Source organism: Pseudarthrobacter sp. J1738 (genome assembly GCF_050490315.1).
Classification (GTDB): Bacteria; Actinomycetota; Actinomycetes; order Actinomycetales; family Micrococcaceae; genus JBNPEO01.
Map to the genome: position 1 here is coordinate 68,194 of NZ_JBNPEO010000011.1, position 25,527 is coordinate 93,720.

Consider the following 25,527-nt stretch of genomic DNA (forward strand, 5'->3'; position numbering starts at 1 on the left):
TTACAGCCCCACAGAGGCCAGAAGGTGTCCAACTTCCTGCTTACCCATAACGCGGATGCTGCCCTGACGCTGATCGCCCAAACCGATAGGACCAACCTTAACGCGGACCAATCGCTGGACCGGGAAACCAACTGCGTCAAACAAACGGCGCACAATACGGTTTTTGCCCGAGTGCAGAACAACTTCAATCAACACGTGTCCCGGGGTGGAGTCCACCAATTTGAACGAGTCAACACGGGCAAAGCCATCCTCAAGTTCCACACCATCGCGCAACTGTGCACCCACACCCTGGGGGAACGGGCCACGGACCTGAACCAAATAGGTTTTAGGTACCTCGTAGGAAGGGTGCGTCAAGCGGTTGGCGAGTTCGCCGTCGTTGGTCAGCAACAGCAAACCTTCGGTGGCGACGTCCAAACGCCCAACATGGAACAGACGCTCCGTGCGGGACTTGCTGTTCTTCAAGAAGTCGCTCACACAAGGGCGGCCTTCAGGATCCTCCATGGTGGAGACAACGCCCTTGGGCTTGTTGAACACCATGTAAATCATGGACTCGTCCAGCTGGATGCGGATGCCATCTACGTGGATCACTGCGGTCTTGGGATCTACGCGGAGACCCAACTCTGTGACGATCTGACCGTCAACCTCAACGCGGCCGTCTTCGATCATTTCTTCACACACACGCCGTGAAGCCACACCAGCGGAAGCCATAATTTTTTGCAAGCGCATTCCGTCAGCATCATGGATGTCCGGGTGAATGGCATCCACCTGCGGGCGGCGAGAACGCTGCGGGCGCTTTACCGGACCCAAGTTCCGTCCAAAGCGCTCGTCACCAAAAGCCTGGGCGCTTTCGCTACGGGCGGGGCCCCGGCCTGAAGCATTCTTGTGAATGGGAGTGTTGCGTCCTGCGCCACCGCGACCGGTGCCAGCCTTGGGCCGGCCATCCTTGGCGAAACCTGGCTTGCCTACACCCGGCTTGGGCCGGCGAGCCTTAGGGGCTTCAAAGTTTTCATCGCGTGAGCTACCGGCACCAGCAGCTGCGCCTCGAGAATTGTTCCAACCCTGAGTGGGCTTGGAGAAGGAACCGCGCTGGGGCGCTCCTCCTGAGCGGCCTGCGCCGCCTGTATTACCTGAGCGGCCTGCGCCGCCAGCATTTCCAGATCGGCCTGCGCCGCCAGCGGAGCGGGGAGCTCCTGAGCGGCCTGCTGAGTGGTTGCCTGATCCAGAGTTGCTACGTGGTGAACCCTGTCGTCCCGACTGTGTCATGACCCGTCCTATATTCTTTTCGCCGTTTATAGACTGTCCAACGACAGCCTAGTTTCCGGCATGGTTAATTCGTAGTGTTTAGCCTGATCTGATGCTCAGATCCGGCTGGAATCGTAAAACTCACCTAAAGATTCCAATCCTGGAAGGTGAGGTGAGAGCTGCGGAAGCTCCTGAACATCTGAGATGCCAAGGCGTTCAAGGAAGTAGCTGGTAGTCCGGTAGAGAAGCGCACCACTCTCTGGATCAACCCCGGATTCCTCAATCAGTGCTCGTTGCAGCAAGGTCTTTACGACTGAGTCAACGTTGACTCCGCGAATTGCTGAGACGCTTGCACGTGCTACTGGTTGCCGGTAGGCAATCACAGCGAGAGTTTCTAGTGCAGCCCGAGTGAGTCGCGTGCTTTGCCCGTCTAGGACAAAACGAGATACCACTTCCGCATGCTCGGGACGGGAATAGATTCGCCATCCGCCAGCAAGATTTCGCAATTCAAATCCTCGACGCACACCACCGATTCCGGCCGCGTTATTCGAGGAACTTTCAGTATACCCGTTATAGTCTTCACGCAATTGCTCCAAGGCCATTTCAACCTCGGTGACCGGCACCTCGAGGGCTGCAGCGAGCTCTGCGGCGGTGACCGGCTGGTCAACCACCATAAGTACCGCTTCAACACCGCCGCGCACTAGCTCGGCTTGTTCCACACTCACCAGCCGACCTCCTGTAATTCCGTATGATCCACACCCACTGAAGTTGCCTCAGCGTCCGCAGCTAGGCTGATGGTCAATTCGCCCAACGGGGAACTTTGGTCAAAGGCCACAAGCTTTTGCCGAAACAACTCCAGCAACGCCAAGAAACGTGCCACCACCGTGGCGCCACTAACTGCGTTCTGCGCTAAGTCCGCGAAGCTGATGCGTTGTTGTTGCCGCAAGCGATCCAGCACGTATTCCGCCTGCTCGGCAACACTCACGGGTGCGGAATGTAGGTGTTCTAGGCCCACCACGGTGGGTTCCGGCTCCTTGGGAGCAAGTGCCGCTTGGGCCAGTGCAGCAAATTGTTCCGGTGAATGCCGCCACACCAATTCCGGTAAAAGGGATGCAAACCGCTCTTCGAGTCCAGCCTGACGAGGGAACCGCAGCCCTTCAACGGCAAGAGCCTCCCCTATTACTTGGGCGGCATGCTTGTAGGCCCGGTATTGAAGCAGCCGAGCAAAGAGCAGGTCGCGAGCTTCGAGGAGCGCAACGTCTTCATCATCCGCTACCTCACCGGCAGGCAAAAGACGGGCAGCTTTGATGTCCAGAAGTGTTGCAGCGATAACTAAAAATTCGCTGGCCTCGTCCAATTTCCATTCGGAACCTGCGGCTTGAAGCGCACGAATGTAGGCAATAAATTCATCAGTAACTGTGGCCAAAGCCACCTCTGTGATGTCCAACTCATGTTTAGAAATCAGGGACAAAAGCAAGTCGAAGGGACCGGTGAAATTGCCGAGTCTTACTTCAAAGCCAGTGCGGGTTTGCCCTCCCGCACTGGCTTGATTCGCGGCGCCAACTTGAGGCACAGAGCTGCTTGAGGACTTAGGGAGCGCCACCGCGTGCGATCAGCTCTTTGGCTAGGCGACGGTAGGCGTCAGCACCCTGGTGATTGCCGGCGTAGCTTGTGATCGGCTCAGCAGCAACGGTTGCGTCAGCAAATTTGATGGAACGCTTGATAACCGTCTCGAAGACCTTGTCACCAAACGCCTCAACCAGCCGGCCAATAACTTCGCGACTGTGCAAAGTACGAGCGTCGTACATGGTGGCCAAAACACCGTCGATCTGCAGTGCCGGGTTCAAGCGGTCCTGTACCTTCTCGATGGTTTCCACAAGGAGTGCCACAGCGCGAAGAGCAAAGAACTCACAAATCAGCGGGATGATCACACCGTGTGCCGCGGTCAAAGCGTTCACGGTCAGCAGACCAAGAGAGGGCTGGCAGTCAATGAGAACAACGTCGTAATCGTCCTCAACCTTTTTCAGTGCACGATCCAAAACCTGTTCACGTGCTACTTCATTGACCAGCTGAACTTCGGCTGCAGAGAGATCGATGTTGGCTGGCAGCAAGTCCAAGCCTTCGACACCTGTGGCTTGGATCGCGTCACGAATGTCCACTTTGCGGTCCATCAACACGTTGTAAACGGTGACGTCCAGCTCATGCGGGTTAGCGCCAAAGCCTGCGGAGAGGGCACCCTGCGGGTCAAAGTCCACGAGTAATACACGCCGGCCTTGTTCGGCGAGCGCGGCCGCAAGGTTGATGGTGGACGTGGTTTTACCAACACCACCTTTTTGATTGACCATGGCGATCACTCGCGCCGGCCCATGAGAGGACAAGGGTGCGGGTTCGGGGAATTCACGCAGTGGGCGCCCAGTAGGCCCCATCACGGTGTCTTCGGGGTCCAAGTCCGTGCCTTCCAGAGTTACAGAACCCTGTTCGCTGCTCACGTATCTATCCACACTTTCGAGAATCTTGTTGTCAGCTTCTGACTGGTCTTCTTTCAAGGCTACAGCTAACGACACGGTAATCCACGGACCTTGACTTTTCTTGAGTTTTGAGCCTTACCTTCTACCTGAAGTCGAAGGTTGAGATTGAAGGCCCCTCATCAGCGCCCGCTAAAGCAAGCCAGCGGTGGCTCACCCAAGAATTCTTAGGTGAGCCACCGCCGTCGAACATTTACCAGCCACTCCGCGTGGCCTGAGGGAATTACGCCGTGGCCGGAACCTTCAAAGATTCCTGCGGAACGCTCACCTCGTGGCCAACAATCATGGTGGCCTCATCAAACGGTGCGTTGCCGGCAAGGACTTGGTCCACCTGGCTCTTGTTGATTTCTTTAGTCCAGGTACCCACCAGTACGGTAGCCACTGCGTTGCCAGTGAAGTTGGTCAAGGCGCGGGCCTCGGACATAAAGCGGTCAATACCCACGATCATGCCAACACCACCAAGGAGTGCCGGCTGGTGCGCCTGCAATCCAGCGGCGAGCGTTGCAAGACCCGCACCGCTAACACCGGCAGCGCCCTTGGAGGCGATGATCATAAAGATCAAGAGGGAAATCTGTGCACCCAAATCCAGCGGGGTTCCCATGGCGTTAGCAACGAACAAGGACGCCATGGTCAGGTAGATGGCAGTGCCGTCCAAGTTGAACGAGTAACCGGTGGGCACCGTGACACCAACAACGGGCTTGGAGACACCCAAGTGCTCCATCTTGGCGATCAATCGCGGCAAGGCTGCCTCTGAGGAAGAGGTGGAGAAGATGAGCAGGTATTCGCGGGCTAGGTACTTCATCAGCTTGAAGATGTTTACGCCAGCAACCAGCTGCAGAATGCCGCCGAGAATCACGATGATAAACAGCGCACAGGTGATGTAAAAGGCCACCATAAGGGTGAACATCGAGACGATGGCTTTGAATCCGGTGTTGCCAACTACTGAAGCAATGGCACCAAATGCACCAATCGGGGCAACCCACATAACCATAATCAGAATGCGGAAAACGAGCGCCTGTGCGTGAGAGATTGCCTTGAGGATCGGAGCACCAGCAGCACCCATCCGCTGGAGAGCAAAACCAACCAGGATGGCTGCAAGCAGCGTGGGTAGGACTGGAATGTCGCCGGGGATAATGCCTAAGAGGAAGTCAACGGTGCTGTCCGTTGCCGCCTTCTTGTTGGGGCCATATGGTGCCAGCTTGAGGCCCTCACCCGGGTGGATGAGGTTGCCAACAACCAAACCGATAGCCAGAGCAAAGGTGGACATCACAATAAAGTAGCCCAGTGCCAGGCCGCCGACCTTGCCGACTGTTGCCGCTTTAGCGATGGAGCCGATGCCCAACACAATGGTGCAGAAAATGACCGGGCCAATCATCATCTTGATGAGCTTGATAAATCCGTCGCCCAGAGGTTTCAACGACTTTGCAAAATCTGGGAAGAGCAGGCCGACTGCTGCGCCGAGAACTACAGCGAGGATGACGGCGATGTATAGGTAATGGGACTTGTCGAGTCCTTTGCGTTTAGTGCTCGGTACAATCGGGGTCGATGGCGTCGTCGCCATGGGCACTCCTTGAGATCAATGGTTCCAGGTGGGCATACCATGCGGCATGTAGTTGGGAGCTCGGACTACCGTAGGTGATAGTCATTGCGGGCCCCGGTTATGTATCAGCATGGCCTAGCTTGTGATCGCCGTCACTGTTGCGGTCATATTGTTCACACTCAACAGACTTAGGCCGCCACCGTCACTGCGAAGGAGCGTGAATGCATCACCATTGGAGCCTTGCCCGCCGGCTCTTCCTGGCTCATTTACTCTTTGTGGTGTCCATGACTTTTTTGGTGGGAACAGCATTTTTTGTGGATGCGCGGGACCACGCCTACAACCAAGCCGGATTGCGGATGCACACCATTTCTGCTTCCATCGCAGACAATCCCTCGGTGCTCAAGGCCGTTCAGTCGGCGAATCCAACGGCTGAGCTGCAGCCCTACGCCAAAGCCCTTATGCGTGACGCAGACGCTGACTTCATCACCATCATGGCGCCAGACCGAACGCGATGGACCCACCCCAATCCAGCTGAAATTGGCAAGCCGTACATCGGCTCTGTGGACAAGGCACTCGCCGGCGAGAGCCAAACTGAAGTAATGGCCGGCACCTTGGGCCCGAGTGTGCGCACCATTGTGCCCATCAAGGACTCCGCCGGTGTTGTCCGAGCCATGGTGGCTTCGGGTGTCACGGTACGCACTGTGGACATTCTGATCGGCGGCCGCATTCCCGCACTTCTGTTCATTGCCACTGCCCTACTCCTTGCAGGCTCTTTGGCTTCATGGTTCTTGGGACGATACTTGCGCCTCGTGACCAGAGGGTGGGGCCCAGAGGAACTGGGCCACTTATTTGCCTATTACGAATCAGTCCTGCACTCCGTGCGCGAAGGCGTGGTCCTGATTGATAACAACCGGCGCGTGGTGATGTACAACGATCAAGCTGCTGAGCTACTGGGCCTCCCTCCCCTAAAGGCAGGCACACCCACTCCAAGCCAGAGCGTCGCTTCCCTGCCGCTAGCGCCCAGCCTCAAAGAACTCTTTGGGTCCGGCCGCAGCGCGCGGGATGAGATTCATCTGACCCAAAAACGTGTTCTGGTACTCAACCAAGAAGAGGCCCGCCCTTCAGCCACACCGCCAGGTCCCGCGCCGGTTATGGGCACTGTTGCAACCCTGCGAGATCAAACGGAGCTCGAATCCTTAGGTAGCGAGCTGCAGAGCGTCAAGACACTTTCCACAGCTCTGCGCGCTCAAACTCATGAACACGCTAACCGTCTGCACACCATGGTTTCCCTGATGGAATTAGGCAGAAGTACTGAAGCCTTGGATTACGCCACCCGAGACCTCAACCTGAGTCAGCAACTCACCGACGACATGCTTAATTCCGTGGACGAGCCGGTGATCAGCGCATTGATTATGGGCAAGTCAGCCCAGGCCAATGAGCTTGGAATTGAACTCATGGTGGACGCTTCCGGGGAACTCAGCGGTTCTGGCGTCAGTGTGCACGAACTCGTCACGATTATGGGCAATCTCTTGGACAACGCCATGGACGCAGTGGCCCAAGTAGACGGCGAGCGCCGGATTTGGCTCAGCCTTGAGGCTGAAGAGCATTGTTTGCGAATCAGCGTTCAAGATACCGGCCCTGGGATTCCCCCTGATGCCTTGGAGAAGGTGGCTTCCTATGGCTACTCGTCCAAAACTCATCAGGGATTTGGTCGAGGCCTAGGCTTGGCTCTAGTCCGGCAATCAGTGCACCGTCTTGGCGGCACCATGACCATTGAAAGGACCCATGTCACGGACATACCCAAAGGGGCCTTTATCGAAGTGGAAATTCCGCTTCTTGAACACAGCAAGGAATCAGGACTGTGAGTAGCACTCTTCACCCAGCAGTTGACCCTTCAGGAGCTATCCGAGTTCTTGTGGTGGAAGATGAGTCGGTTGCCTCCGACGCGCACTGCGCGTATCTGAACCGGCTTGATGGTTTTGTGGTGGCGGGCGCTGCTCCGGACGGCCAATCTGCACTAAGAATTCTCAACGAGCTACATGCCGCCGGGCAAAGCGTAGATCTTGTCCTACTGGACATGAATCTGCCGGACATGCACGGGTTAGACGTTGCACGCCGGATCCGTGCGGCAGGGATGGCAGCTGACATCATTGCCATTACAGCTGTCCGCGAATTACATGTGGTCCGCAACGCTATCTCCGCCGGAGTGGTCCAGTACCTCATCAAGCCATTCACTTATGCGAGCTTTGCCGAGAAGCTGTCCAATTACCGCGACTTCCGCAGCAAGTTGGCGCAATCAAGCGCGAGTATGGCTTCGCAAAGCGATGTTGACCAGGCGTTCGCTAGCCTCCGGACGCCGCTTGATTCCCCCTTGCCCAAGGGACTTTCTCAGACAACTCTCCAAGCTGTCAGCGATTTTGTCCGCAAGCACCCGGGGGCGGTCTCGGCGACTGAGCTGACCAACGCCGTGGGAGTTTCACGCGTCACGGCACGCAGGTATCTGGAACACCTCTCCGACACCGGCGTTCTCAAGCGGACGCCGCGCTATGGCACGCCGGGCCGCCCAGAGAACGAATATTCATGGAATCCATAGATTTGTATACAACATAAGGTTTTTTATTCACTTTCCTCCCAAAAAAGGCCTCCAGTGTATACACTGAAGGCATGAGAGCCAGTGAGCGCGCGTACCAGTCGCTCCACGACGACATTCTTCAGTGGCAGCTGCCCCCGGGCACCGTGCTGACCGAGGTGGAGCAGTCCCAGCGTCTGGGAATTTCGCGCACTCCCCTACGCGAGGCCTTGAGCCGGCTCTCCGCAGAAGGACTTACGACGGCGACTGGCGGGCGCGGTGTAGTAGTCACCGATGTTTCGGCCGAGAGAGTGCGCGAACTGTTTGAACTCCGCGTGGCCTTGGATTCCCAAGCCGCTGCACTCGCCGCCCAACGCGGCAATCCCAAACTATTCCGGGAACTTCAGGCCCAACTAGAAACCGCAGCATCGCAGATCAGTGCAAGTACCGACGAAGATCCAGACCGGACCGCCTACTACTCCTTGGCTAGCCGACTCGATGAGGAAATTGATGCAGCCTGTGGCAATAGCTATCTAGTAGCAGCACAGCGACAATTGCGGGTACACCTCATCCGTCTACGGCGCTTGGCCAAAGATAACCCAGCTCGCCTCCAGTCAGCCGCCGCCGAGCATGCCACCATCGCGGCCGCGATTGCTGCTGGAGACTCCGCCTTAGCTGCCGCCGCCACACGCATTCATCTACACAAAAGTCTTGAACACTTACTAAAAGCACACGAAGAGAGCGAGAAGGCCCAGTGAAAACCCATCACGTCCGCGTCTACAAGAGCGACGAGAACCTCCCCCGCGAAGAACAACTCGCTTGGAAGATTGCTTCAGTTGCGGCTGACCCCGTTGCAGTGAACGAAGACGTCACCCAAATGGTCATCAACCGCATCATCGACAACGCCTCGGTAGCGATTGCGTCCCTGAACCGAGGTCCGATTATTGCGGCACGCGCCCAAGCCCTCAGCCATGCGCCGAGCACGGGCGGCACTGGAGCCTCGGTCTTCGGCATCAGCGAGAAGGTCTCCCCCGAGTGGGGTGCTTGGGCAAACGGTGTGGCGGTGCGGGAACTGGACTATCACGATACGTTTTTAGCGGCCGAGTATTCCCACCCCGGTGACAATATCCCGGCCATCCTTGCCGTGGGACAACACACCGGTGCCAGTGGCGCAGAGCTGATTCGAGGCATCGCCACGGGCTACGAGATTCAGGTCAACTTGGTGAAGGCTATCTGCCTGCACAAACACAAGATCGACCACGTTGCACATTTGGGCCCCTCAGCAGCTGCCGGAATCGGAACCCTTTTGGGCCTTGACGTAGAAACCATTTTCCAAGCTGTAGGCCAAGGGCTGCACACCACAACGGCAACCCGCCAATCCCGCAAGGGCGAAATTTCCACGTGGAAGGCACACGCACCGGCCTTCGCAGCGAAGATGGCAGTTGAAGCTGCGGATCGCGCCATGCGGGGACAAACTTCACCCGTACCAATTTATGAAGGCGAAGACGGCGTTATCGCTTGGCTACTCGACGGCCCGGAGGCGGCCTACGAGGTACCGTTGCCGGAGGCCGGCGAGGAAAAGCGCGCCATCTTAGACACTTACACCAAGGAACACTCCGCCGAATATCAAGCTCAAGCGTGGATCGACCTAGCCCGGAAACTCCACCGCGAACACCCTGAAGTCACTGACGCCAGCAAGGTCAAGAGCGTCCGCATCAAGACCAGTCACCACACCCACTATGTGATTGGTACTGGCGCCAACGATCCACAAAAATACGATCCCAAGGCATCCCGCGAAACTCTGGATCACTCCATCCCCTATATCTTCACCGTTGCGTTGCAAGACGGCACATGGCACCACGTGGATTCGTACTCCCCGGAGCGTGCAGGACGCCCTGACACAGTGGATCTTTGGAACAAAGTCACCACCGAAGAAGACCCTGAGTGGACGCGCCGCTACCACTCCCTGGACATCGCCGAGAAAGCTTTTGGTGGCTCTGTAGAAATTACGTTGACGGACGGCACCGTTATCACTGACGAAATCGCCGTCGCCGATGCCCACCCCCTTGGGGCTCGGCCATTTGCTCGTGAGCAGTACATCAACAAGTTCCGCACCCTGGCCACAGGCTTAGTGACTGAAGAAGAAATTGATCGCTTCCTCACAGCTGTTCAGAAGCTTCCGGAACTAGCAGCCGGCGAACTGGACCAGCTAAATATTGTTGCCGCACCGGGCGTTATTGACCTTGCAGCAGCGCCGAAGGGACTGTTCTAAATGTTGTATTCCTCCACCACCCCAGAACAGAAGCGTATTGCTTTCCGGAACCTCCTAGCTTCCGGCGAGACTGTCCAATTTCCGGGCGCCTTTAACCCGCTCTCGGCACGGCTGATTGAGGAAAAAGGATTTCAGGGTGTCTACATTTCAGGCGCCGTCCTGGCCAACGATCTTGGTCTGCCGGATATTGGCCTGACCACCCTCACTGAAGTGGCACAGCGGGCCGGGCAGATTGCTCGAATGACCAACCTGCCCTCGATTGTTGATGCGGATACAGGTTTTGGCGAGCCCATGAATGTTGCTCGCACCATCCAAGAACTGGAGAATGCTGGCCTTGCCGGTTGCCATATTGAGGACCAGTTCAATCCCAAACGTTGTGGACACCTTGACGGAAAAAACGTGGTTGACGAGGACGTTGCCGTCAAGCGAATTCGGGCTGCCGCAGATGCCCGCCGGGATCCCAACTTCCTGATCATGGCCCGCACCGACATTCGCGCAGTAGACGGCTTAGAGGCAGCGAAGAACCGTGCCCGTGCACTAGTTGAGGCTGGCGCGGACGCAATTTTCCCGGAAGCGATGAAAGATCTCGGCGAATTCCAAGCTATCCGTGATGCTGTGGATGTGCCGATCTTGGCGAATATGACAGAGTTTGGAAAGAGCGAATTATTTACTCTTGAACAACTCCACAGCGTGGGGATCAACATGGTGATTTACCCTGTGACACTTTTGAGAATTGCCATGGGTGCAGCCGAGCGAACTCTGGACGCCATCAAGTCCGAGGGAACCCAAGAACAACAAGTGCACAATATGTTGACACGAGCACGTCTCTACGAATTAGTGGACTACGAGGCCTACAACCAATTCGATACGGGAGTTTTCAACTTCCACGTTCCTGGACGGCACTAGCCAAATCAGTGAATATCCGCTGAAGCTGAATATAACCTCAGCGGACGCAACGCAGCTAGCAGCACTAGACAGACAAAGGAGTCCCATGAGCAACCAAGAAGCATCGGCCCAGGAGGTTCACAAGGGCCTAGCCGGAGTGGTGGTTGATTTCACCGCTATTTCAAAGGTTAACCCCGAGAGTAACTCACTCTTGTACCGTGGTTATCCAGTTCAAGAATTGGCTGCGAAATGCAGCTTTGAGCAAGTGGCATACCTGTTGTGGCACGGAGAACTGCCCACCGCTGAGCAATTGGCGGAATTCACTGCCCGCGAGCGCTCGTCCAGAGCGCTTGATCCAGTGCTCAAACAGATCATTGACACACTCCCCCTCGAATCCCACCCCATGGATGTGTGCCGCACAGCGGCGTCCGTACTGGGCGCGCGCCATCCGCTTGCGGAGGATGCTTCCGCCGAAGCAAACCTGAGCAAATCCATTGACCTATTGGCGGCCATGCCGGCCGTTGTGGCGTACGATCAGCGGCGCCGGCACGGTCAAGAAGCAGTGGCGCCCCGTGAAGATTTGGATTACGCATCAAACTTCTTGTGGATGGCGTTCGGCGAAGAGGCAGCCCCCGAAGTGGTGTCAGCTTTCAACGTTTCGATGATCCTTTACGCCGAGCATTCGTTCAACGCTTCCACTTTCACCGCACGGGTGGTGACCTCAACACTGTCTGACCTTCACTCGGCAGTGACAGCTGCCATCGGTGCCCTGAAGGGATCTCTCCACGGGGGCGCCAACGAGGCTGTGATGCACACCTTCGATGAAATTGGGATTCGCCCTGAAGAAACTCAGGCTGAGGCTGCTGCCCGTGCCAAGACCTGGATGGAAGAAGCGCTTGCAGCGAAGAAAAAGGTGATGGGGTTCGGCCACCGTGTGTACAAAAACGGTGACTCCCGTGTGCCCACCATGAAGGCTGCCCTGGACGATATGGTCAAGCACTATAACCGGCCAGAACTTTTGGGACTGTACAACGGTCTAGAGCAGGCCATGGACGAGGCGAAGTCCATCAAACCTAACCTCGACTACCCTGCCGGCCCCACCTACCACCTGATGGGTTTTGATACCCCCACGTTCACCCCGCTATTTGTAGCCAGCCGAATTGTTGGCTGGACAGCTCACATCATGGAGCAGCTTGCTTCCAACTCGCTGATCCGTCCGTTGAGCGCCTACAACGGCGTGGAGGAACGGCACCTCGGCTAACTCAGCCATTCAGACATCCAAAAGAAGTACGACGGCGGCCAGGTCACCCATACTGGTGACCTGGCCGTCGTCGTGCTTTTAAATGTCCGTGTGGACTCCGGGTTCCGGATTGCTCGGGCCCAGGTTGGTGACGGAGTCAACACTCTGGTGATCTTCCTTGAGGCGGACTTCCAAACGCTTTACTTCTCCGTCAAGCGCTGCCGGGAGCCAATGCCTGGCGTCCTCCCACATCTGCGAAAAAGGAAGTTCGTTGATGTCAAACCACTGCGGAGATATTTCGTGCGTTTCGGTGGGGGTGCCCTCCCAGTGACGTGCAGTAAAGAGAGTGGTATCCATGTCCCATTCAGGCTTTGTGGGGAACGTAAAGAGAATGCTGCCCACCGGCTGAAGATGTTCTTCCCGCACGATCACAGAACATTCTTCAAAGACCTCGCGTGCCGCAGCCTGGGCCACTGACTCTCCCGGTTCCACGTGTCCGCCAATCCCCACAATTTTCCCGGCACCGAAGCCTGTCTTTTTGAGGCCCAGCAGTACAAGGTGCCCGTCACCTGATGTTTCGTCGAGGAGGAAGCAGAGGGTAACGGGCGCCGGTGTCATAAGACCAAGCCTACGGTGTGGTGATTTTCAATGAGGTCAGCATTGCACGCAGTTGCTGGTACTCCGGAGTCAGCATGTACGCCTGAGCCTCGTTCATCGAGTTGAATGTATGGAGCGCAGGATCCGCCGGTGCTGAGGCGCTATATTCAAAGACGTCAGCGAAACTGTAGATCCTCGACGTTGCAGTTGGGCCGTTTACAACGTTGTAGAACATACAAGTGGTCCCGTCGGTTCCAGCCGTTGTGGTGGTCAGACCAAGGGTTCCATACACCTTGCCGCTTTGTTCCACTGCGCGATATGTGAACCGCGGAGTCACTGAGGCCGGAACATCCGCGTTATAAGGAAGATTCATTTCTTCAAAGTCCAGAACCGAGTAGGGGTACCGCTCCGGACCGCAAGCACCACCAAGTCCGCCCACCTCGCCGCCGTAGCTCAATTTCGCCATTTCTTTCCCGGCAGCGTCTTTGACCGTCAGGTTCACTGCGCCTGCCCCTGTGGCGCCACCACCATTTGCGCCGGTGGACGGCGCCACGGTCCAATCGCTCGGATACTGGAAACTAACTACACCGTTAGCGCCGCTGTATTTTTTGGTAGTTGCAGTTCCGGTAGGTGTGGCAGACGCACCGGCGCCGGGTCCTTTACCCACCAACGACTGGCGAATCTGGACGGGAATTCCCTTCGCCGTGAATTCCGCGTCCATCGCTTCTTGTGCTGTTAATTGCTTTCCGTCGGCACCAACACTGTTATTCATGGCTTGGAATTCCCAGTTCAGTACTGTGGACCAGTCAGCGGCAGAGTCATGCAAAAACCGCCCGTTGCTGACCTTTGCGATCATGTACCAAGCGTTGCCCCCGTCCAGCTTCATGGCTCGAACTCCCGCATCAGAAATCTCATAGGCCAACCAGCCGTCCGCGCAACCGAGTACTTTGTAATACCCCTGGTTGGCGGGGGCAATGGGAGTGTTTTGGGGATTCTGGGTATTCATCCGCTCGTCAATGTTCTCTACCGTGCAAGCGACGCCGCCCGTTGTCAGTGCTGCTGCGCTGGTTGACGGCGAGCTTGAGGCTGTAGGGCTTGGCGAGGCGCTGTTCGGGTTGGTTGCAGGACTTGGCTTCGGCTGTAACGGGGCCAGATTCAGTCCTATAACTACCGCCGCAGCGGCGGCAGCAACCGCCACAACTGCAGCTATGGCTCGAAGCGTGCCACGCTTGCGCCGTGCCCGGGCGAGCTCCAGTTCGTCTACCGATCCAGTGGAAACTTCACCCAGATGCTCGGGGGCTGCGTCAGGGCTTTCTGTCCCAAAGCGGGACTTCGAACCTACCTCATCAGGCACTACCGCACCTCCCAACGGAGCCTGGGCGCCGGGGACTGTACCGGCAGCAGGCAGTTTGGGATCCGCAACGTTGGGACGGGCGGCCTTCATAAGCTCTTCAATGCGGTCCATGACTAGGCCGTCCTTTCTTGTGCGAGCTGGGCAGGAATGTGTTTAGCGAAAGATTTTCGTGCTCGGTGCAAGCGCACACCGGCGGCCGTTGGGCTACAACCCAGCGCCTCTGCAAGTTCAATGGTGGTCAGGTCATCCCAGTAACTGAGCATGAGAACTTCTCGTTCTTTCTCACTGAGTTGTTCTAGGACTTGCGCTACGAGTGCACGTTCGTTGGTGTTGTGCTCGGATTCTGCCGCCATAGCCTCTTGCTGGAGCCGCTCTTGGAGCATTTGGCTGCGTTCGCGTGCCTTGTACTCGTTGCCTACAACGTTCCGGGCCGTAGCTAGTAGCCAACCGATTCCAGGGTGAAGTTCTGACTTTTGCCACGCAAGACGAAAGACGTCACCGGCTAATTCCTCGGCACGGGCCAAGTCATTAGTCCGGTAGGCAATAAATCGATACACCCGCCGGTAGTACTCCGAGTGAAGCGCTACGAACTCAGCTTCTTGAGCTGTCCACACAATTACCCCCGATGCTCAGCGGCGACTTTGCCTACGCATCTATAGTTTCCGCAAGTACGCTGATTCTTACATGTGGGGCACGAAATTATCCGAGTGCGCGTGGATGTGCGGCGGCGTAGACCTCACGGATGGTGTCAGCCGTGACCAAGGTGTACACCTGCGTTGTTGTCACGGACGAATGACCCAAAAGTTCTTGAACCACACGGACGTCCGCGCCGCCTTCAAGTAAATGAGTGGCGAAAGAGTGGCGCAAAGTATGGGGCGAAACGTCCTTGGTGATGTTAGCTTTTTCTGCTGCGGCTTTGAGGATGGTCCAGGCCGATTGGCGGCTCAATCTGCCACCCCGAGCATTCAAGAATAGCGCCGGAGTACCTTTACCTTTGGCTACTTGTAACGGCCTGCCGCGCACCAGATAAGCTTCGATCGCTCGGGCAGCGTACGAGCCCAACGGCACCAATCGTTCTTTGGAACCCTTACCAAATAAACGCACGACGGCGGGTCCAGAGTCTTCAGCGTCCCTCGCCAACGCCAAATCGTCAACGTCCAAGCCGATGGCTTCGCTGATACGTGCACCGGTTGAGTATAGAAACTCGAGCAGAGCTCGATCCCGCAAACCGGCTGCTGTGTCCGCCCCTGCTGCTTCAAGAATTTGTGTGACTTCGGAGACCGAGATGGCCTTGGGCAAACGTTTACCGGCCATGGGTGGATGCACGTCAGCGGCTGGATCGGTGGTGGTGATGCCTTCCAAAGCCCAGAACTTGTGAAGGCCACGGACTGCCACCACAGTCCTCGCCGCAGATCGGAGACCAAGAGGCGTACCGCCGTCGGATCCGTCTGCAAGGACTTGGACGAATTCCGTAACGTGGTGGCGCGTTACGTTCGTGGGTTTATCAACGTCTTTTCCGGCCAAAAACCCCACGTAGCGCATCAAATCGCGACGGTAAGCCGAGACTGTATTCAGTGCCAGGCCACGTTCAATGCCAAGATGCTGGAGGTAGTTTTCCACGTTGCGATTAAGGGCGTTCGTGGGAGCCCCATCTACCGTGCTGGCAGGCTTCAACGATGCCTCGGGTGAGCCGACCACGGGGAGTTCGCTGGCCTCAGGCTCGAAAAGTTCTGCTTCTGTGCCGCAGCGGCGGCCAGAATCCCCACGACTGCTGAGGGGTTGTGAAGCTCGCCGGAAAGTACAGCCTCCACCGCGGCGCTCAGCGGAGTCCACGCGAATTCGATCTCGGCTTCCTCTTCGGTGCGTACGTGCCGCTCCGCCTCCGGCACTAGGCTCAAGTCCCGTGCCAGATAGATGCGGATGGCTTCGGAGGAAGAACCAGGTGAGTTAAAAAAGTCTGTGAGTACGTGCCACGAGCCAGCAACTAGGTCGGCCTCTTCGGCTAGTTCACGCGCCGCGCCCACCACAAAGTCTTCGCCCTCAATATCCAGGAGCCCGGCGGGAACTTCCCACAGATCCATGCCGACGGGATGCCGGTATTGCTTGAGAAGCAAAATTTCGCCGAGCTCATTCATCGGCACGATTGCCACTGCACCCGGGTGGTCAATGTAATCCCTGACCAGAGGGGATTTGTCTTCTGAGAGCTCAAAAGTATCGCTAACTACGTCCCAAATCCGGCCTTTGTAGACCGTCTCGGTGGACAACAAACGGCGCGGACTCAGGGAATCCGCGATCTCCTGCGTTGAGCTGGAGTTCACAATAGTTTCCTGTTCCGCGCCGTTTGTAGACACGATGTTTACTTAGCTGCCTGGGCGTTGACTTTGGCGCTGCCCTGACGATCCAGCGCCGCAGCAACCAAACCAGCGAACAAGGGGTGAGGGCGCGTGGGGCGCGAGCTCAATTCCGGGTGCGCTTGGGTTGCCACGTAGTACGGGTGCACTTCGCGAGGCAGTTCAACGTACTCCACGAGTTTGCCGTCTGGAGACGTTCCGGAGAAGACCAAACCTGCTGCGGCAATCTGATCGCGGTACTTGTTGTTGACCTCGTAGCGGTGACGGTGGCGTTCGCTCGCGGTCGTTGCACCATAAGTTTCAGCAACTACGGAACCCTCGAGCAATGACGCCTCGTACAGGCCAAGACGCATGGTTCCACCCATGTCACCCTTACCGTCCACGATGTCCAGCTGCTCTTCCATGGTGGCAATAACCGGGTACTTGGAATCGGGCTCAAACTCGCTCGATGAAGCTCCCTCGAGGCCAACCACGTTGCGCGCATACTCAATGACCATGCACTGCAGACCAAGGCAAAGGCCAAGAACTGGAACTTTGTTCTCGCGTGCATAGGTCAAAGCTCCAAGCTTGCCTTCGAGCCCGCGAATACCAAAACCACCTGGTACACAAATCGCATCGACGCCAGCGAGGGTCTTGCGAGCCCCAGCCTCGGTCTCGCACTCATCCGAGGGCACCCAACGAATTTTCACCTTGGTGTCGTTGGCGAAACCACCAGCGCGCAAGGCCTCAGTGACGGAGAGGTAAGCGTCCGGCAGGTCGATGTACTTACCAACTAGGGCAACCTCTACCTCGTGCTTCGGATAGTGGACAACTTCAAGCAGACGATCCCACTTGGTCCAGTCCACGTCCTTAAACGGCAGGTCCAAGGCACGCACGATGTACGAATCTAGGCCCTGTGCGTGAAGAGTCTTGGGGATGTCGTAGATGCTTGGCGCATCCGGGCAACCGATAACCGCTTCGAGATCCACATCGCACATACGACCAATCTTGGCGCTCATGGCTGCAGGAATCTCACGGTCGGATCGAATGACAATCGCGTCCGGTTGAATACCGATAGACCGCAGTGCAGCAACGGAGTGCTGGGTCGGTTTGGTCTTTAGCTCTTGTGAAGGACCGATGTAGGGAACCAATGACACGTGGACAAAGAACACGTTGCCACGGCCAACGTCCTGGCGAACTTGACGGGCCGATTCGAGGAACGGCTGAGATTCAATGTCTCCCACGGTTCCACCGATTTCGGTGATGATGACGTCCGGGGCATTCTTGCCTTCTGCGGGCAAGCGCATACGTCGCTTGATTTCGTCGGTGATGTGCGGGATGACCTGCACAGTGTCACCAAGGTATTCGCCACGGCGTTCTTTAGCGATCACCGTTGAATAGACCTGACCAGTGGTGACGTTGGCGGAACCATCAAGGTTCTCGTCCAAGAAACGCTCATAGTGGCCGATGTCTAGGTCAGTTTCAGCGCCATCATCGGTGACAAAAACTTCACCGTGCTGGAAAGGGTTCATTGTGCCCGGATCCACGTTGAGGTAGGGATCGAGCTTTTGCATGGTGACTGAAAGGCCACGTGCACGGAGAAGGTGGCCGAGGCTTGAAGCCGTCAGTCCCTTGCCAAGAGAAGAGGCCACACCGCCGGTGACGAAAATATGCTTCGTCGGCTTAGATGAGTCCTGGAAACGGGAATTTACACGGGAATTTGATCGCTGCACCACGGAATTCGAGCCTATCATCTTTTGTGTCTGCCACCCGTCCTTTACTGGATCATTTGTGGATCTCAAGCCTCAAGTTTCACTGCTTGAACTCATCCGATCAAGAGCCTGAAGCATTTACGCTCAAACTCGCACTGCACCATTGTCCCGCCGTAAGCCTTGCGGCGCACTCGACGAACACCAGATGACCGAAGTATCTACCGCTAAAACTAGCCTCCTAGAAGGACTTTCGCATCATCAAGGAGCTCCTGGGCATGAGCCTGCGCCGAACCGGAATCCTCTTGGCCGGCCAGCATTCGGGCAAGTTCCTTAACTCGTTCTGGGCCCTCCAAAAGGCTGACATCACTGGATGTGAATCCAGTCACCGCGCTTCCGTCCTCGCCGCGCACGGAGTTCTTTGTCACACGAATGTGCTGATTGGCGAACGCCGCAACCTGCGGAAGGTGCGTCACCACCAAAACTTGAACGTGTTGTGCCAACATAGCCAAACGTCTGCCGATTTCTACAGCAGCTCGGCCACCCACACCAGCGTCCACTTCATCAAAAACAAAGGTTGGCACCGGATCAACCTCAGCCAGAACTACTTCGATGGCCAGCATCACGCGGGACAATTCACCGCCGGAGGCGCCCTTGCCCAAAGGACGGGCCGGAGCGCCAGCGTGGGGCCGCAGGAGGAAAGCGATCTCGTCCAGGCCGTAAGGACCAGGATCAGATGCCGCTTCTACCTCAATCTCAAGGGAAGCATCCGGCATGGCTAGCGCAGCAAGTTCGGCCCCTACACGTTGGGATAGATCCATTGCAGCAGTACGGCGCCGGTCCCCCAGCTCTAGCCCCAACACCTGCAATTGGGCAGCACTAGTTTGAACTAGCTCTTCAAGTTCACTAATCCGAGCAGAGTCGTCTTGCAGTTCATACAAGCGCACACGTGAACGTTCGGCCCATTCAATAACTTCATCGATGCTTGGCGCGTACTTACGCACTAACTTGGCCAGGTCAGCACGGCGGGACTCAAGCTCAGCCAGGCGCTCAGGGCCTTCGCTGTCCAAACTAGCCGAGTAGCTCGCCAGCTCCCCCGCGGTGTCATTGAGCATAATACCCAGTTCGGTTAGCCTCGCTGCCAAGGCTCCCAATGCTTCGTCGTGCTCTGAGACGTGCTCAAGCGTCCGTTTCGCTGAATCGATCAAAGTACTCGCATCAGCTTGCTCGGTGAAATCTTCGGCGGCTAGAACGGCATGAGCCGCATCCGCCGCGATCCGCAGTTCCTCAACGTTCGCTAACTTCACAGCTTCTGCTTTGAGGTTCTCGTCCTCGCCGGGGTGCGGGTCAATGGCGGCAATTTCTTCAAGCGAGGCCTCGAGCGACTCTGCTTCACGGACCCGTTCACGAGCATCGGCACGCAACTGCTCAAGCTCTTTAAGAGCTAACCGCCATTGCCCAAAGCACTCCTGATACGCGGCAAGGCTTGTCCGGACCTTTTCGCCACCAAATTTGTCCAAGGCCTCACGCTGAGCGTTTGTGCTCTTGAGGCGAATTTGTTCAGACTGGCCATGAATAACTACTAGGGTTCCGCCTACCTCGGCCAGAACTCCCACCGGGGCCGTCCGCCCGCCAATGTAGGCCTTACTTCGCCCATCGGCGCCGACGCTTCGAGCCAAAACTAGCTCCGCTCCGCCGTCGAACTCGTCAACTTCAGCGCCCGCCTCACGCGAACGTAAAACGGCCGCATGGTCAGCGGGTAGAACCAGGCTGGCCTCTGCTGTGGCGCGTTTTGCCCCACTCCGCACAGCGCCCGCGTCGGAGCGCGCCCCCAGCAATAAACCGACGGCTGTCACCACCATGGTTTTACCCGCACCAGTCTCACCCGTAACCACACTCAAGCCAGGACCTAGGGGAAGGTTGGCTTCGGTGATGACGCCAAGATCGCGAATGCGCAGTTCATCAATCACAGTGTTCAGTCACCACTTCTCTCAGGCTGTGCGCCGTCGAAGGGCAAATCAGCCGGCCTTTGGTGTGCAGGTGCGGCGAGTGGGGGCATTGGTTTGGGGCTGCGAATAACTGGCATAGGGCCGGTATGAACTTTCGCCGCTTCCGGTACCGGACCCCGCCAGCCGTTAATAGGAAGTTCAAATTTGCGGACCAGACGCGCCGAAAATGGCGTTTGGTGCGTTCTCGCCAAACGAACTGGACGGTCTGACTTGGTGACCTCAACGCGGGCACCTGGCGGCAAATCAACCGAACGCCGGCCATCACACCACAGCACTCCACGGGCATCCGTACGCGGCAAAACTTCTACAGCGAGTCTCGAATGCGGCGAAACAACCAGCGGCTTAGCAAAGAGTGCATGGGCGCTAATCGGCACCACCAAAAGAGCCTCCACGTCTGGCCACATCACTGGGCCACCAGCGGAGAAGGCGTACGCAGTTGAGCCGGTGGGAGTAGCCAGCACCACTCCGTCACAACCAAAGGAGCTCAACGGGCGCTCGTCCACCTCAGTGACCACCTCGAGCATCCGTTCGCGGTTGCCCTTTTCAATCGACGCTTCATTCAGGGCCCAGGTGTGCCAAATCTTGTGGCCTCGAACCCAAACCTGGACGTCGATGGTCATGCGCTCTTCAACCGTGTAGTCACGGCGGGCAATCCATTCGACGGTTTGGTTCAGGTCAGCCCGCTCACTCTCGGCCAGAAAACCCACGTGACCTAGATTCACGCCGAGTAGGGGAACATCTGAATCTCGGACGATTTCTGCTGCGCGCAGGATGGTCCCGTCTCCGCCAAGAACCATAACCAGTTCAAGGTCCTGCATTTGGAGGTCTTCGTAGAGCACTTCGATGGGTTGATCTAAAACGCCGTAGAACGAATGCAGCTCTTCAAGCTCACCTCGAGACATCACGGGAGACAAACCCGAATTGTGCAATTGAGCGCAAGCTTCACGCGCAGCCTTGAGGGACTCCTCACGCCCGGTATGGGCAAGGACCAGCACACGCCTGCTCATGGGACCCGCTTCCTAGTTGGTGGGCCAGATTTCGGCCAAGAGAGACGCCACTTCAGCATCCCTCGCTTCGATCTTAGGCAGACTTTGCGTCTCTCGGCGCTTCATCCACAGGAAGTATTCAACGTTTCCATCTTGACCAGGCAAGGGACTCTGCGCCAAACCGCACAGCTGGAGACCCGCGTCGAACGCTGCATTAGCCACGGAGGTGACGGCCCGCTGGCGTTCACGCGTGCTGCTCACCACCCCGGTCCTGCTGAGATTCTCGCGTCCCACCTCAAATTGTGGTTTGACCATCAGCACAAGATCGCCGCCCGGCCGAGTGCATTCGCTGAGCGGACCAACCACCAAAGTGAGGGAAATAAAGGACAAGTCCGCTACGGTCAGCTCGGCCTCACCGTTAATGTCGGAGGGCTTCATAAAGCGCACGTTCATGCCCTCATGGACGTCAACCCGCGGATCCTCACGCAGTTCTGGCACCAATTGGTTATGTCCGACGTCGACAGCCACCACGTGTGCGGCGCCGCGTTTGAGCAGCACATCAGTAAAACCGCCGGTGGAGGCACCTGCATCGAGGCAGCGCCGGCCAGCTACCTTTACGTCACGAAATATGTCCAGGGCACCAGCTAGTTTGTGTCCTGCACGGGAAACGAATTCTGCTGCACCAGAGGGATCCACATCGATCTGATCAGTCTCGGAGACTTGGATGGCGGCTTTGGTAACCACCTGACCAGCCCGGCTCACGAGTCCTTCAGCGATAAGTCTTGCAGCGTCAGTGCGTGACCGGGCAAGAGCGCGGCGGACCAACTCTTGATCTAGTCGTGTCACGTCCTAGTGCTCCCCAGGGTTTGGTGTTGGTTCGTCATTGAGATGTTTTTCAAGTGCTGAATGCAAGGCTTCGTAGAGTCCAGCGTGCTCCGCGAGGTCTGTCTGCGCGAGATCATCCAAAGCCCGTAAATGTGTGTCCACACTGGGCGCGCCAATTCCCTCGGGGGCCAGCGGATACTGTGTGAACTCAGGCTCTGGCGTTGACTCGACTTCAGGATCAGGCATGTGCCTAGCCTAGTGACCAGACCAATGGATCACGGGATCCGTGGCAGATTCACAGTCCGGATTTGCCGCCCACCATGCAGCACAAGCAGCCCGCCAAGCATCCAAGTCGTCTACCGAGCCATCAATGTGAAGCTCATCGTTGTGGACCTGAGCACTGGCAGAACCGCACGTGTAGCCGCCATTTTTGGCAACAACCTCCGGATATGGCTGGTACAGCTCGCTAAGGTTGTTCAAAATAAAGTTCGGGCGCTCAATAGTGCAGGCAGCAAGAATGGATTCAAGTGAATCAATTCCCGTCAGTACTGCTGCTGTGGCAAACCGGGCATTGTTGCCCCCACGAATGTCGGTATCCAGTCGGTCCCCAACAACCAGTGGTTTCTTCGCTCCCAAACGCTTCGCTGCCGTGAAAAACAACGGCGCTTCAGGCTTTCCAGCCACTACAGGTTCTTTCCCTGTTGCGGCCTTCACGGCACCCACCAAAGTGCCATTGCCGGGAGCGATCCCCCGCTGCTGAGGGATGGTCATATCCGTGTTGGTTGCCACCCAGAGCGCCCCTGCGGTTACCGCATAGGATGCTTCAGCTAATTGCTGCCAGCCAAGCTTTGGGTCAAAACCCTGTACGACGGCGGCTGGAACGTTTTGTTCTGCGCTCCAAATTGGGTGCAGACCAACTAAGTTGATCTCGGCTGCGAGTGCTTCGCTGCCGATAATGAGAACAAACGAGCTCGGCTCTAGCCGTTCAGCGAGCAGAGCTGCTGCGGCTTGAGAAGAGCTGACGACTTGTTCATCCAAGGCAGGGGCACCCAGATCGCGCAAGTGCTGCGCAACCTGGGCTGGTGAACGTGAGGCGTTGTTGGTGACGTAGGCAAGGCCCACACCAAATTCCTCGAGCCTGGTGAGTGACTCAACAGCATGCTCAATCGCCGAGGAACCGGCGTAAACCACACCGTCAAGATCAGAGAGGATGGCGTCGAATTCTTGGACCAGCACGTTCTTAACGTTCTTCCTGCTGTTCCCCGTCCAGTTCTACTGAATCGTGATTCTCCATGGGGATCTCTTCTTCAACCGAGTCCTGATCCGAATCAGCATCGTCAGAAACGAAGTAGTCCGCATCGGCGTCGTCAACATTGAAGTTGGCAGAGTCTTCTTCGGTCTCAGACTCGCCTGCCACATCTGCTTCGGATACAGACTGGGCTGCGGTGCCATCGGCCAATGCGGCAGATGAGGACGGCGCTGACTGGACCAAAGAACCTGACTTGGAATCGTCGTCATTAGAAGAGCCACTTGCTCCGTTCTTAGCGGCAAACGCTGCCGCGCGGGCAGCACGTTCTTCCTCTTCTTCATCCCAGCCAAGGTCAATGATCTCAGGCTCTTCGAAGGCGCCAACGCCCAGAGCATTCTCAGCAACGAGGGCCTGTTTAGTCCATACCTTCGCATCATCGGCACGGCCAGCTGCCGTGAGGGCGTCAGCGTAGGCCCGGAAAAGTCGCGGGCTGTAGGAGAACGCACGGTTGAGGTCCAGCTGCGGGATTTCCAATGCGGACACCGCAGCATCAAACTGACCCATGTCTGCGCGGGCACCGGAAGCCACGATGGCAAGTTCAACCTTGCCAGGCGCGTCTAGGTCGTTAGCTTCTTCCGAACGAGCCACATCCAAAGCGCGGTCCGGACGGCCCAAGCCGCGTTCACAATCAGCCATAAGAGGCAAGTGGACGTTGGACCCAGAGATGCGACGGTAGGTACGGAATTCTCGCAACGCTTCTCCGTATTCACCGGCTGCATAGGCAGTTAGCCCTACAGCTTCGCGAACAACAGACAAGCGCCCACCACGACGGCTGGCAGCCAGGGCGTGCTGGAAAGCGAGCTCAGGCTGGTCATCAATCAGACGGCCGGCCATCACAAGGTGACGAGCAACCCACTCGGCGCTCTTCTCTTCAAGAGTCTTAACCTCGCGCAAGGCAGCTCGGTCAAGTTCTTTACCCGTAACGTCTTCGTCAATCTGGGGCGAACGCTCGCGGTCAGCACGGTTGGCGCTGCGAAGATCGGCAGCATTGCGTTCCGGCGCTGGACGGTCGCCGAAGGGCTTACGATCACGGTCACCACCGAAACTACGTGCGGGGCGATCACCATCACGGGCAGGACGCTCACCAAAGCCACGATCGCGATCCCCACCACGAGCGGGACGATCACCAAAATTGCGACGTTCGCCGTCGCGAGCAGGACGGTCGCCGAAGGGCTTGCGATCACGGTCACCACCGAAACTACGTGCGGGGCGATCACCATCACGGGCAGAACGCTCACCAAAGCCACGATCGCGATCCCCACCACCAGCGGGACGATCACCAAAGTTACGACGTTCGCCGTCACGGGCAGGACGCTCACCAAAAGGCTTACGATCACGGTCACCACCGAAACTACGTGCGGGGCGATCACCATCACGGGCAGGACGCTCACCAAAGCCACGATCGCGATCCCCACCACGAGCGGGACGATCACCAAAGTTACGACGTTCGCCGTCGCGAGCAGGACGGTCGCCGAAGGGCTTGCGATCACGGTCACCACCGAAACTACGACGCTCTCCGCCCTCGGAGTTGTTGTTGCCGCGATAAGGCGGACGTGAATCGGGACGTTTGTTCCCGCCTCGGTCGTTTCGATCGTTCCGGCCGCCGTGATTTTCTGCCATGCTGGTTCCTCTCTCGGTGAGCTGATCAACCAGCAAAGTTGTACCGCTCGTCTTAATGATTCTGGGGATCCCTCTTGAGGCGGAATTAGGCCTCGTGGTTCCGTGCTCATTTCATTCTAGTTGAGAGGACCTCAGCAATAGTCCGTCCGGGACGCGAGATCTATCACCATCTCCATTTCGCTTACCCCTGTTCCTTCCGCTTCTCTGCCGAGTGGGTGGGTGATGCTGTTTAGAACCACCTCTAAGGGCCGTTTTCTGCCCGTTCGGGATATGAACTAACAGAGGTTTTGTCCTGGCCGGGCGGAGCGCTGGGGTTCCAGGGCCGGCGTCGTGTGGGCCGGGTTGGGCGAGTGTGTGGTTGTTAAAGTAGTAAAGCCCCGTACCTGTGGGGTGCGGGGCTTTACTATGAATGGTTGTCCGGCGGTGTCCTACTCTCCCACACCCTCCCAGGTGCAGTACCATCGGCGCTGTGGGCCTTAGCTTCCGGGTTCGGAATGGGACCGGGCGTTTCCCCC

General features: G+C 57.2%; 24 protein-coding genes and 1 rRNA gene. 6 read left to right on the forward strand and 19 right to left on the reverse strand.

From position 1 onward, the window contains the following. The 5 genes from ACQR35_RS12655 to ACQR35_RS12675 all read right to left on the reverse strand — a co-directional run bounded on the left by ACQR35_RS12655 (position 1) and on the right by ACQR35_RS12675 (position 5,328). Positions 1 to 1,263 carry a pseudouridine synthase gene (locus ACQR35_RS12655; RefSeq protein ID WP_430270238.1) on the reverse strand — a complete coding sequence of 421 codons (1,263 nt, stop codon included), beginning with the start codon at positions 1,261 to 1,263 and terminating at the stop codon, positions 1 to 3. 95 nt (positions 1,264 to 1,358) lie between these two features. Further along, positions 1,359 to 1,967, reverse strand: a complete 609-nt coding sequence (scpB, locus tag ACQR35_RS12660; protein WP_430270239.1) for an SMC-Scp complex subunit ScpB — start codon at positions 1,965 to 1,967, stop codon at positions 1,359 to 1,361. Further along, positions 1,964 to 2,815, reverse strand: coding sequence for a segregation and condensation protein A (locus ACQR35_RS12665; RefSeq protein ID WP_430268508.1), 852 nt, complete (start codon positions 2,813 to 2,815; stop codon positions 1,964 to 1,966). Before ACQR35_RS12665 ends, scpB begins: the two co-directional genes overlap by 4 nt. 16 nt (positions 2,816 to 2,831) lie before the next feature. Beyond that, positions 2,832 to 3,731: a ParA family protein gene (locus ACQR35_RS12670; protein ID WP_430268507.1), complete on the reverse strand. Its 900-nt coding sequence runs from the start codon at positions 3,729 to 3,731 to the stop codon at positions 2,832 to 2,834. Between the two features lie 259 nt (positions 3,732 to 3,990). Beyond that, positions 3,991 to 5,328 (reverse strand): cation:dicarboxylate symporter family transporter, encoded by a 1,338-nt coding sequence (locus tag ACQR35_RS12675; protein ID WP_430270240.1) that lies wholly within the window; start codon positions 5,326 to 5,328, stop codon positions 3,991 to 3,993. A 200-nt stretch (positions 5,329 to 5,528) separates the two neighbouring features. Between ACQR35_RS12675 and ACQR35_RS12680 the strand changes: the two genes are divergently transcribed. The 6 genes from ACQR35_RS12680 to ACQR35_RS12705 all read left to right on the forward strand — a co-directional run bounded on the left by ACQR35_RS12680 (position 5,529) and on the right by ACQR35_RS12705 (position 12,294). Further along, entirely contained in the window at positions 5,529 to 7,172 is a 1,644-nt protein-coding gene (locus ACQR35_RS12680; protein ID WP_430268505.1) for a sensor histidine kinase, read from the forward strand. Beyond that, positions 7,169 to 7,900: a response regulator gene (locus ACQR35_RS12685; protein ID WP_430268504.1), complete on the forward strand. Its 732-nt coding sequence runs from the start codon at positions 7,169 to 7,171 to the stop codon at positions 7,898 to 7,900. Before ACQR35_RS12680 ends, ACQR35_RS12685 begins: the two co-directional genes overlap by 4 nt. Before the next feature lie 71 nt (positions 7,901 to 7,971). Further along, entirely contained in the window at positions 7,972 to 8,634 is a 663-nt protein-coding gene (locus ACQR35_RS12690; protein WP_430268503.1) for a GntR family transcriptional regulator, read from the forward strand. Beyond that, positions 8,631 to 10,148, forward strand: coding sequence for an MmgE/PrpD family protein (locus ACQR35_RS12695; RefSeq protein WP_430268502.1), 1,518 nt, complete (start codon positions 8,631 to 8,633; stop codon positions 10,146 to 10,148). The genes ACQR35_RS12690 and ACQR35_RS12695 overlap by 4 nt, the downstream gene beginning before the upstream one ends. Beyond that, a complete protein-coding gene (prpB, locus tag ACQR35_RS12700; protein ID WP_430268501.1) occupies positions 10,149 to 11,054 on the forward strand; it encodes a methylisocitrate lyase in 906 nt (301 codons plus the stop codon). 85 nt (positions 11,055 to 11,139) lie between these two features. Beyond that, a complete protein-coding gene (locus tag ACQR35_RS12705) occupies positions 11,140 to 12,294 on the forward strand; it encodes a bifunctional 2-methylcitrate synthase/citrate synthase (protein ID WP_430268500.1) in 1,155 nt (384 codons plus the stop codon). A gap of 78 nt (positions 12,295 to 12,372) precedes the next feature. Here ACQR35_RS12705 and ACQR35_RS12710 read toward each other — a convergent pair whose 3' ends face one another. The 14 genes from ACQR35_RS12710 to rrf all read right to left on the reverse strand — a co-directional run. Then, positions 12,373 to 12,891, reverse strand: coding sequence for an 8-oxo-dGTP diphosphatase (locus ACQR35_RS12710; protein ID WP_430268499.1), 519 nt, complete (start codon positions 12,889 to 12,891; stop codon positions 12,373 to 12,375). Positions 12,892 to 12,901: 10 nt separating this feature from the next. Then, positions 12,902 to 14,335 (reverse strand): hypothetical protein, encoded by a 1,434-nt coding sequence (locus ACQR35_RS12715; protein ID WP_430268498.1) that lies wholly within the window; start codon positions 14,333 to 14,335, stop codon positions 12,902 to 12,904. Between the two features lie 2 nt (positions 14,336 to 14,337). Beyond that, positions 14,338 to 14,838, reverse strand: a complete 501-nt coding sequence (locus ACQR35_RS12720) for an RNA polymerase sigma factor (protein ID WP_430270241.1) — start codon at positions 14,836 to 14,838, stop codon at positions 14,338 to 14,340. 85 nt (positions 14,839 to 14,923) lie between these two features. Beyond that, positions 14,924 to 15,922 (reverse strand): site-specific tyrosine recombinase XerD, encoded by a 999-nt coding sequence (gene xerD / locus ACQR35_RS12725; RefSeq protein WP_430270242.1) that lies wholly within the window; start codon positions 15,920 to 15,922, stop codon positions 14,924 to 14,926. After that, a complete protein-coding gene (locus tag ACQR35_RS12730; protein WP_430270253.1) occupies positions 15,895 to 16,542 on the reverse strand; it encodes an NUDIX domain-containing protein in 648 nt (215 codons plus the stop codon). The genes xerD and ACQR35_RS12730 overlap by 28 nt, the downstream gene beginning before the upstream one ends. Positions 16,543 to 16,580: 38 nt before the next feature. Next, entirely contained in the window at positions 16,581 to 18,308 is a 1,728-nt protein-coding gene (locus ACQR35_RS12735) for a CTP synthase (protein WP_430270243.1), read from the reverse strand. 188 nt (positions 18,309 to 18,496) lie between these two features. Further along, complete coding sequence (gene recN / locus ACQR35_RS12740; protein WP_430270244.1) at positions 18,497 to 20,233, reverse strand: DNA repair protein RecN; 1,737 nt, start codon at positions 20,231 to 20,233, stop codon at positions 18,497 to 18,499. A gap of 5 nt (positions 20,234 to 20,238) precedes the next feature. After that, positions 20,239 to 21,279 carry an NAD kinase gene (locus ACQR35_RS12745; RefSeq protein WP_430270245.1) on the reverse strand — a complete coding sequence of 347 codons (1,041 nt, stop codon included), beginning with the start codon at positions 21,277 to 21,279 and terminating at the stop codon, positions 20,239 to 20,241. Positions 21,280 to 21,291: 12 nt separating this feature from the next. Next, positions 21,292 to 22,104 (reverse strand): TlyA family RNA methyltransferase, encoded by an 813-nt coding sequence (locus tag ACQR35_RS12750; RefSeq protein ID WP_430270246.1) that lies wholly within the window; start codon positions 22,102 to 22,104, stop codon positions 21,292 to 21,294. 3 nt (positions 22,105 to 22,107) lie between these two features. Beyond that, positions 22,108 to 22,329, reverse strand: a complete 222-nt coding sequence (locus ACQR35_RS12755; RefSeq protein WP_430270247.1) for a hypothetical protein — start codon at positions 22,327 to 22,329, stop codon at positions 22,108 to 22,110. 9 nt (positions 22,330 to 22,338) lie between these two features. Continuing rightward, positions 22,339 to 23,319, reverse strand: coding sequence for an HAD-IIA family hydrolase (locus ACQR35_RS12760; protein ID WP_430270248.1), 981 nt, complete (start codon positions 23,317 to 23,319; stop codon positions 22,339 to 22,341). A gap of 4 nt (positions 23,320 to 23,323) precedes the next feature. After that, positions 23,324 to 24,286: a hypothetical protein gene (locus ACQR35_RS12765; RefSeq protein WP_430270249.1), complete on the reverse strand. Its 963-nt coding sequence runs from the start codon at positions 24,284 to 24,286 to the stop codon at positions 23,324 to 23,326. After that, positions 24,226 to 25,041, reverse strand: coding sequence for a hypothetical protein (locus ACQR35_RS12770; RefSeq protein WP_430270250.1), 816 nt, complete (start codon positions 25,039 to 25,041; stop codon positions 24,226 to 24,228). Before ACQR35_RS12770 ends, ACQR35_RS12765 begins: the two co-directional genes overlap by 61 nt. Positions 25,042 to 25,427: 386 nt before the next feature. Beyond that, a 5S ribosomal RNA gene (gene rrf, locus ACQR35_RS12775) occupies positions 25,428 to 25,527 on the reverse strand; the annotation flags it as partial.